Origin of the sequence: Nocardioides sp. NBC_00368, assembly GCF_036090055.1 — a bacterium.
GTDB lineage: Bacteria > Actinomycetota > Actinomycetes > Propionibacteriales > Nocardioidaceae > Nocardioides.
The window spans coordinates 3,321,680-3,337,152 of sequence record NZ_CP107970.1 but is presented as its reverse complement, the minus strand read 5'-3'; the positions used below and the strand labels follow the sequence as shown (position 1 = coordinate 3,337,152).

At 69.0% G+C, this 15,473-nt stretch carries 12 protein-coding genes; 3 read left to right on the top strand and 9 right to left on the bottom strand.

What is annotated here, in order from left to right; all coding sequences use genetic code 11:
- Nucleotides 1–3: 3 nt before the first annotated feature.
- The gene (locus tag OG984_RS15865; protein ID WP_328527263.1) at nt 4–840 is read right to left on the bottom strand and encodes a helix-turn-helix domain-containing protein; all 837 of its coding nucleotides are present in this window, start codon (nt 838–840) and stop codon (nt 4–6) included.
- A 102-nt stretch (nt 841–942) separates the two neighbouring features.
- Between OG984_RS15865 and OG984_RS15860 the strand changes: the two genes are divergently transcribed.
- Nucleotides 943–1,539: an NADPH-dependent FMN reductase gene (locus tag OG984_RS15860; protein ID WP_328527262.1), complete on the top strand. Its 597-nt coding sequence runs from the start codon at nt 943–945 to the stop codon at nt 1,537–1,539.
- Nucleotides 1,540–1,594: 55 nt separating this feature from the next.
- Here OG984_RS15860 and OG984_RS15855 read toward each other — a convergent pair whose 3' ends face one another.
- The 6 genes from OG984_RS15855 to OG984_RS15830 all read right to left on the bottom strand — a co-directional run bounded on the left by OG984_RS15855 (nt 1,595) and on the right by OG984_RS15830 (nt 9,247).
- On the bottom strand, nt 1,595–2,971 hold the full coding sequence (locus OG984_RS15855) for a dicarboxylate/amino acid:cation symporter (protein WP_328527261.1): 1,377 nt from the start codon (nt 2,969–2,971) through the stop codon (nt 1,595–1,597).
- A gap of 154 nt (nt 2,972–3,125) precedes the next feature.
- Entirely contained in the window at nt 3,126–4,640 is a 1,515-nt protein-coding gene (locus OG984_RS15850; protein WP_328527260.1) for a hypothetical protein, read from the bottom strand.
- 1 nt (nt 4,641) lies between these two features.
- A complete protein-coding gene (locus tag OG984_RS15845; protein ID WP_328527259.1) occupies nt 4,642–5,151 on the bottom strand; it encodes a SigE family RNA polymerase sigma factor in 510 nt (169 codons plus the stop codon).
- A 112-nt stretch (nt 5,152–5,263) separates the two neighbouring features.
- On the bottom strand, nt 5,264–6,790 hold the full coding sequence (locus OG984_RS15840) for a hypothetical protein (protein ID WP_328527258.1): 1,527 nt from the start codon (nt 6,788–6,790) through the stop codon (nt 5,264–5,266).
- Between the two features lies 1 nt (nt 6,791).
- Complete coding sequence (locus tag OG984_RS15835) at nt 6,792–7,295, bottom strand: SigE family RNA polymerase sigma factor (RefSeq protein ID WP_328527257.1); 504 nt, start codon at nt 7,293–7,295, stop codon at nt 6,792–6,794.
- A 113-nt stretch (nt 7,296–7,408) separates the two neighbouring features.
- On the bottom strand, nt 7,409–9,247 hold the full coding sequence (locus OG984_RS15830; RefSeq protein ID WP_328527256.1) for a hypothetical protein: 1,839 nt from the start codon (nt 9,245–9,247) through the stop codon (nt 7,409–7,411).
- Between the two features lie 150 nt (nt 9,248–9,397).
- On the opposite strand from OG984_RS15830, the gene OG984_RS15825 reads away from it, so the two are divergent.
- Nucleotides 9,398–10,651, top strand: a complete 1,254-nt coding sequence (locus tag OG984_RS15825) for a cell division protein PerM (protein ID WP_328527255.1) — start codon at nt 9,398–9,400, stop codon at nt 10,649–10,651.
- Between the two features lie 28 nt (nt 10,652–10,679).
- On the opposite strand, the gene OG984_RS15820 is transcribed toward OG984_RS15825, so the two are convergent.
- Nucleotides 10,680–11,090 carry a winged helix-turn-helix domain-containing protein gene (locus OG984_RS15820; RefSeq protein WP_328527254.1) on the bottom strand — a complete coding sequence of 137 codons (411 nt, stop codon included), beginning with the start codon at nt 11,088–11,090 and terminating at the stop codon, nt 10,680–10,682.
- Nucleotides 11,091–11,304: 214 nt separating this feature from the next.
- Between OG984_RS15820 and OG984_RS15815 the strand changes: the two genes are divergently transcribed.
- Nucleotides 11,305–14,724, top strand: a complete 3,420-nt coding sequence (locus OG984_RS15815) for a hypothetical protein (protein ID WP_328527253.1) — start codon at nt 11,305–11,307, stop codon at nt 14,722–14,724.
- On the opposite strand, the gene OG984_RS15810 is transcribed toward OG984_RS15815, so the two are convergent.
- Nucleotides 14,705–15,304, bottom strand: a complete 600-nt coding sequence (locus OG984_RS15810) for a hypothetical protein (protein WP_328527252.1) — start codon at nt 15,302–15,304, stop codon at nt 14,705–14,707. The genes OG984_RS15815 and OG984_RS15810 overlap by 20 nt on opposite strands.
- Nucleotides 15,305–15,473 lie beyond the last annotated feature (169 nt).

The following is a 15,473-nucleotide window of genomic DNA, read 5'->3' as shown; positions in this document are numbered from 1 at the left end:
ACGTCAGACCGCGCGCAGGGCGCCCGACCGGCGACGCCGCATCGTGTCGAGGGACTCGGCGGTGGCGTCGTCGGCGGGCATCATGACCAGGATCTGCTGGTTGTCGGCCGCCGGGAGCTCGAGCTCCTCGACGTCGAGGCGAAGCTCGCCGGCCTCGGGGTGACGCCAGCGCCACACCCCGCCGTGCGGCTGCTCGTGGCGGTTCAGGCGCCCGGTGAACTCCGGCCCCGCGTGCTCCGACATGGCGTCGATGAGCCGGCGTGAGGCACCGGCGGTCGGTCCGCGGTAGAGGTTGGTGACCCGGTCGTCGGCCACCCGGTCCCAGTCGGGGAACGCCTCGCGGGCGCGGGGGTCGAGGAAGACGTACGTCGTCAGGTTGGGCTCCGCCTGGTCCAGCAGGCCGAGCGTCCGGGCGAGCGCGTCGAACCCGGAGGTGTGGGCGAGCAGGTCGCCGAGCCGGTTGGTCAGCACCGCCAGCCCCGGCTCGAACTGCTCCACCACGGCGCGGGCGCCGGGGCGTACGTCGCGACCCGTGGAGTACGGCCCGAGGCATTGCCCGCTGGAGGCCATCGCCAGGGTGCGCAGGTGCTCGTGGGCGGCGGCGTCGAGGCGGAGCGCGTCGCCGATGGCCCGCAGGACCTGGGGTGAGGGGTGGCGGTCTCGGCCCTGCTCGATCCGGACCAGGTATTCGACGCTGATCCAGGCCAGCGTGGCCAGCTCGGAGCGCCGCAGGCCGGGCGCGCGGCGGCGTACGCCGACCGGGAGACCGACGCTCTCCGGCGTGGTCTGGTCCCGGCGGTCCCTGATGAACGAGCCAAGGGCTCCCGGGTTGGCAGGCATGGCGCCAAGCCTACGGCGAGGCTGGGTGGTGAGGGTGGCCCTGGCGGGGCCAGCCTCGGCTCGGTCTCCCGCCACCCGTTGATCCGGGTGAGTCTGGATGACATGAACGAATCACTACGTATCGCAGTCATTCTCGCCAGCGTCCGGGAAGGTCGCGGCGGCCCGATCTTCGGCTCCTGGATGGCCGAGCAGGCCGAGGCGTACGGCGGTCTCGACGTCGAGCTGATCGATCTGGCCGACCATGAGATCCCGTTGTCGCTGCCCGCCGAGTCGCCCAAGATGGCCGGCGCCGACTATCCACGGCCGGCGGGTCAGGGCGACCTGACCGCGGCCCTCGAGGCCGCCGACGGCTTCGTCATCGTCACGCCCGAGTACAACCACAGCTACCCGGCCTCGTTGAAGTCGGCGCTGGACTGGCACTTCACCCAGTGGCAGGCCAAACCGGTCGCGCTGGTCTCCTACGGTGGCGACAGCGGCGGCCGCCACGCCGCCCTGCACCTGGAGAACGTGCTCACCGAGCTGCACGCCCACCCCCTCCAGGCCCGCCTCGCCTTTCCCCGCTACTGGGAGCGGCTCGACGAGGACGGTCGGCCCGACGACCCGGACTCAGCCGTCTACGCCAAGGCGATGCTGGCTCAGCTCGCCTGGTGGGCCGAGGCGTTGCGGACCGCCCGCTCCGCCGCCTCCTACCCCGGCTGAGACGACAGCGCCCCGGCAGCCAGCTGGCTGCCGGGGCGCTGCATGCCCCCAAGGATCAGGCGGCGACGGCTCCGGTCGCCGGCTCCTCGTCCGTCAACAGCCCCTCTGCGGAAGCGGAGCGGTAGCGGTCGAGGTCGAGGATGCCCTCCCGCTTGGCGACGATCGTCGGCACGAGCGCCTGGCCGGCGACGTTGACGGCGGTGCGTCCCATGTCGAGGATGGGGTCGATCGCGAGCAGCAGGCCGACCCCGGCCAGCGGCAGGCCGAGGGTCGAGAGCGTGAGCGTCAGCATCACGACGGCGCCGGTGAGCCCGGCGGTCGCGGCCGAGCCGACGACCGAGACGAAGGCGATCAGCAGGTAGTCGGTGATGCTCAGGTCGACACCGAAGATCTGCGCGACGAAGATCGCCGAGATCGCCGGGTAGATCGAAGCGCAGCCATCCATCTTGGTGGTCGAGCCCAGCGGGACGGCGAACGAGGCGTACTCCTGCGGGACGCCGAGGTTCTTGACCGTCACCTGCTCGGTCACCGGCATCGTGCCCACCGAGGAGCGCGAGACGAAGGCGAGCTGGATGGCTGGCCAGGCACCGCGGAAGTAGGCGATCGGGTTGAGCCCGTGGACACGCAGCAGCACCGGGTAGACCACGAACAGGACCAGCGCCAGACCGACGTAGACAGCCACCGCGAACCACGCCAAGGAGCTCAGCGAGTCCCAGCCGTAGGAGGCGACCGCGTTGCCGATCAGGCCGAGGGTGCCGATCGGCGCCAGCCGGATGATCCACCACAGCACCTTCTGCACGATGGCGAGGAAGGAGCGGTTGAAGGCGAGGAACGGCTCGGCCTTCTCGCCGGTCTTCAGCGCCGCGATGCCGATGGCGAGCGCCACGACGAGCACCTGCAGCACGTTGAAGCTCAGCGCGGTCTCCGCGAGCGGGCTCCCGCCGACCTGCTCGACGCTGGTCGACGCCTGGAGACCGAGGAAGTTGCCGGGGATCAGGCCCTGCAGGAAGTCGAGCCACGACGCGGACGCGCCGGTCTCGGCCGCGTCGGCGGTGCTGACCGCGGTGTTGCTGCCCGGACGGAAGAGCAGCCCCAGGCCGATGCCGATGACGACCGAGATCGCCGCGGTGACGGCGAACCACAGCAGCGTCTGGCCGGCGAGCCGGGCCGCGTTGCTGACCGTGCGGAGGTTGGCGATCGAGGCGATGATGGCCGTGAAGATCAGGGGTACGACGACGGCCTTGAGCAGCGAGACGAACGAGTCACCGATCGTGGCGAGCGTCGTCGTCAGCCAGTTGGCCTCGTCGCCGGCCCCGGGCCCGATCGCTCGCGCGATGGCACCGAGGGCGACACCGAGGGCGAGGCCGAGAACGATCTGGACCGAGAACGACGGAAGCGGCAGACGTCGTCGGGTGGTGGGGGCGGTGGACACGAGAGGGCTACTCCAGGGTTGATGCGGGTCGGGCTCTGTTGGTCCCGAACGCCATGGCCAGTACGTGTCTTCCCTGCGTACGCGCGTTGTGACAGGAGTCTCCACGCTAAATCATGAAAGACGATCAACCATATCGTATTTGAGCCGGGTGCCGTCAGCGCAGATCGCTGATGCCGGCAGTCACCGCCGCCTTCTCGATCGCGAGGATCCGGCCGGGCCAGGAGTCAGGCTGGTCGGGCTGGTAGCACGGGTCCTCCTTGTCGCCGGTGCTCGGCGGGCACGGCCCGGCGAGCTCGCCGTAGCCGACCAGGACCAGCCGGGTGTCGTACTCGGCGACCAGCTCCGTCTCGAACCAGATGCTGTCGTTGCCGTCCGACCCGGGATACGTCGCCTGCGACCGAGCCGCGCGCTTCGGCCCGGCATCGAGGTCGGCGCTGACGTCCCTCGGCAGCGCGGTGACGTCGGGGTCGACCCCGAGCTTGTTGGCCGGGCAGACCTCCATCCACTCCATGACCTCGTTGTACGCAGCACCCGCCGCGTTCACGTCCGAGAACTCCAGCACGGCCACATGGACCTGGCCGACCATGGCGCGGTCGGTGTCCCAGCGGTAGTCGGCCGCCACCTTGGCCGTGGCGCCGAGGGTGGAGAGCCACTCCTTCTGGCACGCCAGGGTCGGTACGTCGGGCGTGGGCGTGTAGCGGTTCCAGCCGAGGGCGCTCTCGAAGCGGTCGAGCGCCGGGAGCTCGCCGGCCGCGACCAGGTTGGCGTCGCCGAGGCGCCCCTCGGTCGGGGAGCCGGTGGGCGTCGGATCGACGGACGGGTCGGTGGAAGGGGCGCCCGGAGGTGCGACGCCGACCAGCCGGTAGGCGGCGTTGACCGCGGAGGTCTGCAGGGTGGTGGGCGAGACGTAGTCCTGGACACCGCGCTTGCGGGTCATCACCAGTACCCGGTCCTCGGCGGCCACGACGGCCGTCGCGACCTCCCAGACCGCGTTCTTGTCCGGCTCGTCGGGCTGGTACGTCACCACGTCGATGCTGCCGCTGGAGATGACGTCGCCCTCGACCGGCAGCGTGCCGGCCAGCTCGGCGCCGTCCACGCCGGAGCACAAGATCGCGGCGTCGGAGAGGTCGATGCTCACCTTCTCGGCCTCTCCGGCCGAGTCGAACTCGCCGACGACGGCGTTCAGCGTGCCCGCCGCGTCCGCCATCTCCGCGCCGGGTCTCGCGACGAAGTCGCGGCGGAACGTCGTCGCCGCACCGGAGTCACCCAGCGACTCGGTCAGGCACTCGTTGTAGGGGTCGGTGCCCTCGCCGTCGTAGGTCTGCTCCTGGACCCACGCCGGATAGGGGTCGTCGGCGACCAGGTCGTCCTCGGTCGGCAGGTTGGCGCGGGTGAGAGCGGATGGGGCGGCGGAGTAAGCCGCGCCGGACTCAGCCGCGCTGATGCTGTCGCTCTGTGCCGGGTCGATGCCCTGATCGCCGATCCCGGTGGAGAGGAAGATGACCGGTCCGGCGACGGCGGCGGCCACCGCGGCGGCGCCGGCCGTGACGACGGCACGGGTGCGTCGGCGGATCTGGTCACCCCGCCTCCTGACTTCGGCAGCGGAGCTCATCGGGGCGCCCGGAGAGTCGGCGCGGAACTGGTCCAGGCGTGAGATCGGGTCACTCATCTCAGGCCTCCTTCCAGACAGCGCCGGCGCCGGGATTGTCCTCGGCGAGCAGCTCCGCGAGGGCGGCTCGTCCTCGGGCCAGGCGGGCCTTGATGGTGCCGGTCGGGGCGCCGACCTCGGCGGCGACCTGGTGGACCGGCAGGTCGGCGATGTGGTGCAGGACGATGGCCTGGCGCTGGGCTTCAGGGAGCTTCTTCAGGGCCGCGACCAGAGCCACGTGGGACTCGTCGACCCCGGGCATCTCGGTGCGCGCACCGACGGCCCTGTCGGCGGCGCGGCCTGCGTACTTCTTGCGGCGCCAGCGGCCGACCGCGAGGCGGTAGGCGGTGGTGCGCACCCAGGCTTCGGGGTAGTCGACCGAGGACATCTTGCGCCGGTGCGCCCAGGCGCGGGCGAACGCTTCCTGCACGCACTCGGCCGCTTCGTCGAAGTCACCGATCATGGCGTACAGCTGAGCACACAGCCGGCGGTACGACGCGTTGTAGAGCGCGTCGAACTCGTCCTCGTCCATCGTTCGCCTCCCCGGCTGGCTCTCTCTGGCGCGTCCCCTGACGCCTGCCAGAGCGTCAGTGTCGGCGGTGACGGGCGTGACCGTAAAGTTCAATAGCACCTGGGTCCCCTGGTCAGCGCAGGTCCACGATGGCCTGGCCCACGGTGGCCTCGACGGTCTGGGCGACCCGGTTGTCCCACTCGGTGTAGTCCGAGGCCTCCTCCGGCGGGCAGGCTCTGGTCGGCGGGCAGGGGCCGCCGGACTCGGCGTGGGTGACCAGCACCAGCCGCGTCCCGATCTGGGCGACGGTCTGGTGGTCGTACCAGGTGGCGTCGCAGTCCTGGCCACCGCAGTCGCCGGCGTACTCGGCGAGCGTCTGCGCGGCGCGGTCGATCGCGGGGGTGGAGTCGATCTCGATGGACTCGATCGGCCCGGCCGTGAAGAGCTTCGCGTCGGCCAACGTCGCCGGGCAGCCGTCGAGCCAGCCGTGGACCGTCTCGTACGCCGCGTCGGCAGCCTGCTTCGTCGCGAACTCCAGCACCGTCACGTTGACCTTGCCGATCTCGCCCGGGTTCTCGAGCCGGAACTCCCGGCTGACCGAGTCGGCGGCCTTCAGCGAGGAGAGCCACGCGCCCTGGCAGTAGAGCGTCGGGGTCGGCTGCGCCGGGACCTGCTGCCAGGTCGCCGACGACTCTCCCTCCAACGGCATCGCCGGCAGGGATGCGGCCGAGACGAGCTGGGCGTCGCCGAGGATGTCGGCGGGCGGGGCAGAGGAGGCCGGGTTCGACGCCGGGTCGGACGCCGGCGACGACGTCGATGCGGCCGGCGGCCGGGCACCGACCATCCGGTAGGTGGCATTGACGGCGGAGGCCCGTAGGTCGGTCGGCGGGACGTAGCTCTGCACGCCACGCTTCCTGGTCATCACCAGCACCCGGTCCTCGACGGTCACGACGGCCGTCGCGACCTCCCAGACCGCGTTCATGTCGGGGTCGTCGGGCTGGTACGTCACCACGCTGATGTCCCCGGCCGTGGCGACGCCGCCCTCGACCGGCAGCGAGCCGGCGGTCTCGGCGTCGCGGGCGGAGCAGCTCGCCGCGGTCTTCGTGATCTCGGCGCGGGCCGTGTCGGCCTCCTTGGCGGAGGCGAACTCGGCGACGACGGCCTTCAGCGTCCCTGCGGCGTCCGAGAGCTCCTCGCCGGACCGGGGCTGGAAGTCGCGACGTACGGCGGCGGTTGCCCCCATCTCCCCGAGCGACTCGGTCAGGCAGTCGTTGTAGTCGCTCCTGCCCTCGTCGTCGTACGTCTGGTCCTCGACCCACCGCGGATAGGGCTCGTCGACGACCAGGTCGTCCGCGGTCGGAAGGTGGGCACGGGTGAGGTCCGCGGCCGGCGCCGAGGACGACGCGCTGGGCGCCGTGCTCGGCGTCTGGCTCGGCGCCGGGGCGGGGTCCGGCTCGGTGGCCCGCTCGCCGAATCCGGCGGAGAGGAAGATGATCGGCCCGGCGACGACCGCGGCCAGGGCTACCGCGCCGGCGGTGACGATGGCGCGCTGGCGGCGTCGGATCTGATCACCCCGTTGGCGTACCTCGGCTGCGGACTTCATCGGTGCTCCAGGGGTGTCGGCGCGGAACTGGTCCAGACGCGAGATCGGATCACTCATCTCAGGCCTCCTTCCAGACGGCGCCGGGTGTTTCGTCGGCGAGTAGCTCGGCCAGCGTGGCTCGTCCTCGGGCCAGGCGGGCTTTGATGGTGCCGGTGGGGGCGCCGACCTCAGCGGCCACCTGATAGACCGGCAGATCGGCGATGTGGTGCAGGACGATGGCTTGGCGCTGGGCCTCGGGGAGCTTCTTGAGTGCGGCGACGAGGGCGACATGCGTCTCGTCGACCGCAGGCATCTCCATCCGGATGCCGACCGCTCTGTCGGTGGCCCGGCCGGCGTACTTCTTGCGCCGCCAACGGCCCACGGCGAGGCGGTAGGCGGTGGTGCGGACCCAGGCCTCGGGATAGTCGACCGAGGACAGCTTGCGCCGGTGCGCCCAGGCGCGGGCGAAGGCTTCCTGGACGCACTCGGCGGCCTCGTCGGAGTCGCCGATCATGGCGTACACCTGCGCGCACACGCGGCGGTAGGACGCGTTGTAGAACGCGTCGAACTCGTCCTCGTCCATCGCTTGCCTCCCCCAGACTGGGCCTTGCCGATCTGGCCCTGCGCCAGCCTCGATCAGTCAGATGCACGAGAGGCAGGTCCGGTTGCATCCGGACGAGAAATACCGAGAACTGCTCAGAGGTAGTCGAGGCGGTACGCAGCGCGCTTGGCGAGCGCGACGAACTCGGCGTTGCTGATGTCGGCGTCACCGTCGGGCACGAAGCTCATCTGGGCGACGTTCGCACCGCGCCGGATCGCGGCCATCCGGTAGTAGATGGACGTGTTCTCCAGTTCGACCCGGATGTACCACACCGTGATCGCGCCGTCCTTGATGGACTCGGTCGCGAGCTGGGTGACGTGGCTGCCGAGCTGTTTGTCGCTGCACTTGTCCAGCCGGCCCTTGATCGCGACGTTGAACGCCTGCGCCTCCTTGGCGGAGCCGAACTTGCCGACGGTCTCGGTGAGCCCGAAGATCGGGGCGAGCTTCTTCTTCGTCTCGGGGATCACGAAGGAGCGGGTCTGGGCGCCGGACATGCCCTTGGCGTTGAACTCGGTGTTGTCGCAGCGGGTCTGGGCCGGGTTGGTCTTGGCTGCCTTCGCCTCGGTGCCCTCCCACGGGTCACCGATCGTGCTGACCGGGGGAAGATCGGTCTCGTTGATGAGTCCCGGCGCCTTGCCGGTGGGAAGTGGCACCACGGTGGCCCGCGGCCGCTTGGTCTCCACGCACGCACCCGCGCCGGGCATCGAGCAGAGGTTGTGGACCGCAGTGCCGAGCATGGTCGAGGTCTTGGCGGCGGTGGTGCTGGACTTGCCCTCGGTCTTCACGGTCACCGCGGCGGTGTGCCTGCCGGTGCGCGCGACGCCGTAGGTGACCGCCCGGTTGTTCTCCCAGTCGCGGTAGGAGAACAGGGTCGCCTGGTCGCCGATACCCTCGACCGACTCCGTGAACATCAGCTGGTAGCGAGGCTCGGCGCATGCTGCGTACCACCCCTGCATCTTCTTGTACGCAGCAGCCGCCGCCTTCGCGTCGACGGACGACTCGATCGTGGTGCCGGCGGTGGTCGCCTTCGCCTGGGCGGTGAAGGTGCGCGCCAGGCTCGCCACGGGGCGCTTGTCGGCCGAGGTGTCGGCCTGGCAGGGGATGGTGAGGCCGGTGCCCTCGAGGTTGTCGGAGGAGATGTCGACGGCCCAGGTGCCGCCGTAGATCTTCGCCACCTCGTCCTCGGTCATCAGGTCCTTGGCGGTCAGCTTCTTGCCGGGGATCTGGCTCGGCTCGACTTCGAACTCCTCGGCCGCCGACTGCATCGAGAGCGTGTTGAGCCGGGGCTCGGTCTCGGCGTCCTGGGTGACGAAGAAGCCGGTGCCGACCAGGGCGGCGATGGCCGCGACCGCGCCGATCGCGGTGTGCACCCGGCGGCGTACGGCACCGGCGGTCGTGATCGTGGAGGTCTTCGGCCAGGGCTGCTCGGTGAGCACGTCGACGAGCGGGTCGAAGATGGTCTGCAGCTGCTCCGGCGCGATCCCGAGCTCGGCGCAGATCGCGGCGTTGGCGCCCTGAAGGTCGGTCTCGGTGCGGCTGATCGGGGTGCCGACCTCGCGGGCCAGCTGGGCCAGGTCGACGCTGGTGAGGTGGCCGAGCAGGAAGACCTTGCGGTCGTGGAGCGGGAGGCTGCGCAGCGCTGAGAGGGTGCTGCGAGCCTCGGGAGCGATCGTCTGGTCGCGGTGGAGCAGCGGCACCGAGTGGTTGCGGATCGCCTTGGACCACGCGATCGGGCGGACCCAGTCCTCGCGCTCGAAGTCGTCCATCGGCTTCACCTTGCGCCAGTGGTGCCAGGTGATGACCAGTGCACCGCGCACGGCGGCCTTGGCGGCCTCCAGATCCCCGGTCAGCGACCAGGTTTGGAGAAGGAGGCGTCCGCGGACGTCCTGATAGAACGCCTCGAAGGTCTCGTGGTCTGCCGCGGTCATGCCCATGTCAGCGGTCAACTGTAGGTGATTCGGTCGAATGAACGGCAATACCCGCAGATGCACAGGCGGGTATCAACCGCTGTGACCAAGCCGGGCACCGGCCTTGGCGGCGCGTCGCCGAGATCGAGCCGACACGGGTTGCGAGGATGAGTGGCGATGTCCTCGCTGCTGCCTCCTCGCACCCCCGATGGGCGAGTCGCGGACGATCTCCACGATCTCCGCCACCGCCGCCCGCTGGTCGCGGTCGCCCTGCTCGGCGGCGTGGGCGCGGCCGCCTCCACGCTGGTCGTGTGTCTGGCGATCGGCATCCTCGGCTGGTTCATCAGCGACATGGGAGCCCACGGCGAGCCCTCGGACGCCCTGCGTGTCGCGGCGCTCGGCTGGCTGCTCGGCCACGGGTCCGGCGTCCTCGTCTCGGGCGTGGCGGTCACCGTCGTCCCGCTCGGCCTCACCCTCGTCCTCGCCTGGGTCATGTGGCAGGTCGCCGTCCGGGTCGGTGACGCGGTCTCGCTGCACGGACCGGACGCCAACGCCCTCGCCGACGGCGAGCGTGATGTGACCGCCCCGGTCGTGGCCGGGCTCTTCGCGCTCGGTTACACGGCGGTGGCCGTGGGGGCCGCGGCCGTCGCCGGCACCCCTGCCACCGCGCCGAGCATCGCCGGTGTCTTCGCCTGGTCGGTCGGGCTCTGCGTGGTCGTGGCGCTGCCCGCGATCGCGGTCGGCTCCGGTCGTGCGGCGCTGTGGATCACGCTGCTGCCACGGGCCGCCGTGGACGTCCTCGTGATGGTCCGGTCGATCCTGCTCTGGTGGTTCGCGGTCAGCACCCTGGTGTTCTTCGCGGCGCTCTTCGCCGACTTCACCACCTCGATCAACGTCGTCTCCCAGCTCCACCTCGACCTCGGCGGGATCATCCTCTACTCGCTGCTCGCCGTCCTCGTGCTGCCCAACGCCGTACTCTTCTCCAGCGCGTACGCCCTGGGCCCGGGCTTCACCGTCGGCGTCGGCACCACCGTGACCCCGACGGCGGTGACCCTCGGCCCGCTGCCGATGTTCCCCATGCTCGCCGCGCTCCCCGACAACGGCACCCCGCCCGCCTGGGTCGCCGCCGTGATGGCCCTCGGCCCGCTGACCGCCTTCTGGGCAGTCTGCCGGGTCAGCCGCGTCCGGCCGACCCTGCGCTGGTCGGAGGGCGCGCTCCGCGGGGTCAGCGCCGGAGTCGTCGCCGGCCTGCTCGTCGCGATCCTCTCCGGCATCGCCGGTGGTGCCGTCGGCCCCGGCCGCATGGCCGACGTCGGGCCGTACGCCGGCCAGGTGCTCGTCAACGCCATCGCCTTCTTCGGTCTCGCCGGCCTCCTCGCCGGTCTCACCATGACCTGGTGGCACCGGCGTACGCTCGCGGCCGACGAGTGATGCACCTGATCCAGTAGCAGGCCCGTGGCTAGCGAGGATCGAGACGGTATCCGTAGTTGTTGACCGTGTGGATGATCCGCCGCATCCTGCGCTCGCGGGCAATCTCCGCGCTTTGAGGGCTATGGATCTTCCAGTGCGGGTCGGTCTCGATCTTGTCGCGGAGGCGGCTGATGTGGGTGTCGAGGCTGCGGTCGCTGCCGGGGTGGCGACCGTTGGCGGCGGCCATGAGTAGCTGCATGCGCGGGACAGCTTGGTGGGCGTGGTCGTGAAGCAGGCGAAGGACGCGCCATTCGGCGATGGTCAGCCCGATGGCATGAGCATTGCGTAGGAGTCGAATGCCGCCCTCGTCGAACAGAAGGGGACCGTTGAGTCTGTCAAGCGTGATGTGCGGTCGTGCATCGCGTGTGCCTGGCCATGCAGCCGATACCTCTGGTGGCATACCGGAACTATCTCCTCGACCCTGCGAGGCTCGGTTGACTTTCGGTCCATGGTTGATCTTTTGTTTACCTTCCTTGGTAAAGGAAAAGGCAGGAAGCCGGTAGATCTCCGCGACCTGTCCGCATGATCCGCTCGGAAAGATGTGGGACCTGCTCTAGAGGCTGGATCGGGCCGGGGACTCAGAGCTGTGTTGTCTTGGTTCTCGAGGAGTTCTGTTGAAGGTCCCCCACATCGCATCTTGGCCGGCCGCCCGGATGCTGCGCCCCGCCGTCGGATTCGTCGTCGGCTTCGTTGCCGGGTGGTGGCGTCGTCGACCAGTCCTGACTGGGATTGTCGGCGGCCTCGTCGTGGTCAGCTTGGTGGCCGGCTCGGCCTCGGCGGCGTTGGTGGCTGCCTCAAGCGAGTCGCTCACGGCGAGGCGTCTGCTGGCTGCGTTTGGGATGACGACAGCTGACGTCGTCGATCCGGAGGAGGTCGATCGGTACCCGAACTCGACTGTGGACTGTTCGGAGGTCGATCCAGGGGCGGCTGCTGCGGAGTCGGCGGCGTTGGCGACCGAGATCTCGGCGGTGTGCGACGTGGAGGTGGCGATCGGGGAGCGGAACACTCCCTGGGACACGTATTACGCAGTCGATCAGGGCTCGGCGACGAGGCTGGTGCGGACCGCTGCCGCGACCCGGACGAAGATCTCGGGCGAGTGGAAGCCGGTGGAGCCGGGTCTGGTGCGGATAGCGGGGTCGGGTGATCTGACATTGGCTTCGGGTGTCTATGACTTCAGATTCGATGCGGGCCCGATTGCGCCGGGGGCGGCCTTTGCGTCGATGACCGACCCGGGTGTGACTGATGCGGGGGTCTCGGTCGGGTTCGAGCTGCCGGTGGGCTTGGGCGTGGCCCAGGTCGAGGACGTCGCTTCTGGGGCGGGCGAGTCGAGCGTGGGGTCGCGGGTGTCGTGGCCGGTGCTCGATGCTGCCGGGTCCCCGATCGCGGGCGCTCGCCTTTTGGCGTCTGTGGAGCGTGACGCAGCGGGGATGGTCCCGGTGCTGCGGGTGGATTCGCCTGCTGCGTTCGAGGCGGTGGAGGCAGCGGCTGCGGCGGCGGGCGCGGATCAGGTCGCGTTCGAGATGACCCTTAAGGGTGCACAGTGGAAGCCGGAGGCTGACGGGGCGGGCCCTGACGGTGTGGCTTCGGACGGCACGCTGCAGGCGGTGAATGCTGAGGGTGAGGTCGTCCTGGTTTCGCCGGTGGCGCGTCAGTGGGACGCGGCTGGCTCGGAATCGGTGGCCGCCCCAAGCACTGCGCCGACGACGAGCTCGAGCGACAAGTCCTCGGCCGCTGAGGCATCGGAAGCGGAGCCATCGGGAAGCGAGTCAGCCCCGGAGATATCGGCGACGAAGGCGGTAACGGATGATCGTACGGGGGCGCCACTCGCGGGTGACAAGGTCGAGCTGATGCACACCAAGGTCGCTGCGAATGGCCGCTCGTTCACGGCCGCCGTCGACGAGGAGATGGTCACTGACGACCACACTTCGTGGCCACTGCATTTCGATCCGGCCGCGACGAACTCGCGTACGGAGTGGACGATGATCGAGTCCGCATTGCCGTCCTCGTCCTCAGGCTACAAGTTCAGCAGCGACAACGGCACCGGGGTGGGCCGGTGCGTCTATGGGGTCGCGGCTGAGTGCAACCGAACGACGACCAAGCGCCTGATCTGGGAGTTCGGCGGCCTGGGTGAGTTCGCGGTGCTGGAGCCGCGCGAGCTGATTTCGGCGTCGTTCTCGGCGTGGGGAACGCATTCCTACAGTTGCACCGACAAGATGGTGAAGTCCTACCGGATGGCGGACTTGACCTCGTCTTCGACGTGGAACTCGCACGCCGGCTACTTCACCTCCGATCGGGAGATGGGCGTCAAGACGCTGCATCACAAGTCGGGGTGCCCTAAGGGCCCACAGTGGGTCGAGTTCGATGTCTTGTCGGGGGCGAAGCAGAAGGTCGAATGGAACGACGACACCTTCTCTATCGGCCTGGCGGTGGCGGATACCTCCTCGATGGCGGGGTGGAAGCGGTATCGGTGGGATGCGAAGCTCGAAGTGGAGTACAACCGGGCCCCGAATACGCCGACCAGCATGTCGACCGATGGGCGGGGTTGCACGACGGGTGCGGGGCGGCCGCTGTTGAACGAGGGTGGGCCTCTGTTGTCGGTCCTGGCCAGTGATTCCGATGGAGACAGTTCGCGGGTCCGGTTCACCCTGCAGAAGTATTCTTCGGGAGCGTGGTCGACGGCGTGGACCTCTGGCTACACCACTGCTCGTGCAGCATCCAGCGCACACACCACCACGGGGCTAGGGATGCCGTCGTTGGGCTCGGCGACCTATCGGTGGCGCGCCACGGCCTATGACAACACGACCATTGCCAATCTCCGTCCCAATGATGTGGCGTTCGGGTCGGCGGCATCTGCGTGGTGTGAGTTCGGGGTTGATCGCACCGACCCGGGCGTACCGAGAATCGATGCGTTGAAGCTGAGCGACGATCCTAGGGCCCAGGCGGTCTATGACGACCCGGACATGGACTTGGGTGGAATCGGGCAGACCGGATGTTTCCGGATCACTCGAGGCGATAACTCGGGCGACGTGGTCAAGTATGAATACAAGTTCTCGCCTCAGGCCAGTGTGACAACGGTGTCTTCGACGAGCACGTCGATCGTGGTGTGTTGGGCGCCGACGGTGGCGAACTCAATTACGTTGACGGCATCGACGTATGACAAGGCGTTGAACAAGTCGAACCCGGGCACCTTGAAGTTCACGGTCGCGACTGCGCGTGAGGACGGCGTCTGGTCCTTCGATGACGTCAGTGCCCCGGGGCGTGACGTCTCGGTCAAGGACACCGGGGAACAGGAACCGGCAGGAACACTGGTTCTGGATGGCGTCGATTACTCGGTCCAGGGCCCGCACGGGGCGTTCGGTGCTCGTGATGACGACTTCGCGTTGGGGTTCTCTGGCATCGCGGACGAGGACGTGCACACTGAGGCGCAGGTGATCGATACCAAACAGTCGTTCGTGATCTCTGTGCACGTGAAGCTGGATGCTTCGTTCAATCCGAACGCGTGGGGCACGGTCCTGTCCCAGGAACTGGGCGGGAACGATGGGTTCCGTTTGGGATATCTCCCGAACGCGTCGACGTCGACTGCGGACTGTCCAGCCCCGGGCACGGGGTGTTGGGCCTTCATCGTTCGAGACAAGAACAACGCCTCGAAGTTGGTCTACGCCAAGAGCGCGGCGAAGTTCGGCGAGTGGGTCCACTTGACCGCCGAGTACGACAAGGGCGCAGCGACAGATGCCGATGACACGTTGCGGTTGTGGACGTGTCAGATCGGGACTCCTGATGCACCCGAGGACGCGGAGGTGTTCCGCTCGGATGCCACCTTCACCGGCCCGTTGGCGCTGCCGCGCGGGAAGTTCTACGTCGGCCACGGCTTCTACCAGGGCAACCCGGCCGACCGAATCAATGGCGTGGTCGACAACATTCGGATCTTCAAGGGCGAGGTGCTGGCCGAGGCCAAGGTCCGCCGGATGTGTCAGGGCGCCGAGGCGTGGCAAGGCCAAGACGAGGACAAGTTCCTCAACCCCACCCAGAACTGACGCGCGAGAAGAAGCGAACAAGGATCATGAGCACTTCAACCAACGTATCTCTCGCGCGCCGGGCGGCCCGGGCCGCAGGCGTCCTGACCGCTGCGGGCATGTCCTGGGCGATGCTGAGCGTCGCCGTGGGCGCCCCGGCGCAGGCCTCGGTGACCACGATCGGTGTGTTCACCGAGGACGAGTTGACGCCTCCGGTGGATTCTCGGGAGGAGACCTTCAAGGCGGCGCTCACGGCGCCGTTGGACTCTATCGATGTCACCGACAAGGCCTTGACTCCGGCCGCGGAGACGGTTGATTCCGACGACACCATCGAGGGTGTTGTCGATGATGTCGAGCGGCTGGCCGATCCGGAGCCCGATCCAGGTGAGGAGCCATTGGCGGCTCCGGCAGCGGCTCCTTCCTCAGAGCCAGCCGCCAAGGCCCCGGCCGCATCGAGTGAGAAGTCCACCAGTGATGACCAGTCGGCCGGGACGCAGACTGCGCCGACCACAGAGCCCTTTGCCGGCCAGAGCACAAGCATGGCGCCGAGCGCGGATGCCTCGACTGCGTCGGCTGAGCCGTCGCCCAGCGATGGCGCCACGGCGGCTCCTGAAGAGTCTCAGTCGGCCTCGCCAAGCTCGTCGGCGTCTGCATCTCCGAAGTCGGCGAAGTCCAATGGCTCAGATAGTGACCGGCAAGCGGTCGAGCCCGAGGGTGCTGAGGGTGCGATTTCGGCTTTGACCACGACCCCGCCACAGACACCTGGATCC

Excerpts from the sequence above, each read along its gene's own strand:
- OG984_RS15850 (WP_328527260.1), bottom strand. The coding sequence starts at position 4,640 with ATGAGTGACCCGATCTCACGCCTGGACCAGTTCCGCGCCGACTCTCCG.
- OG984_RS15865 (WP_328527263.1), bottom strand. The coding sequence starts at position 840 with ATGCCTGCCAACCCGGGAGCCCTTGGCTCGTTCATCAGGGACCGCCGG.
- OG984_RS15830 (WP_328527256.1), bottom strand. The coding sequence starts at position 9,247 with ATGGGCATGACCGCGGCAGACCACGAGACCTTCGAGGCGTTCTATCAG.
- OG984_RS15845 (WP_328527259.1), bottom strand. The coding sequence starts at position 5,151 with ATGGACGAGGACGAGTTCGACGCGCTCTACAACGCGTCGTACCGCCGG.
- OG984_RS15825 (WP_328527255.1), top strand. The coding sequence starts at position 9,398 with ATGTCCTCGCTGCTGCCTCCTCGCACCCCCGATGGGCGAGTCGCGGAC.
- OG984_RS15840 (WP_328527258.1), bottom strand. The coding sequence starts at position 6,790 with ATGAGTGATCCGATCTCGCGTCTGGACCAGTTCCGCGCCGACACCCCT.
- OG984_RS15835 (WP_328527257.1), bottom strand. The coding sequence starts at position 7,295 with ATGGACGAGGACGAGTTCGACGCGTTCTACAACGCGTCCTACCGCCGC.
- OG984_RS15860 (WP_328527262.1), top strand. The coding sequence starts at position 943 with ATGAACGAATCACTACGTATCGCAGTCATTCTCGCCAGCGTCCGGGAA.
- OG984_RS15820 (WP_328527254.1), bottom strand. The coding sequence starts at position 11,090 with ATGCCACCAGAGGTATCGGCTGCATGGCCAGGCACACGCGATGCACGA.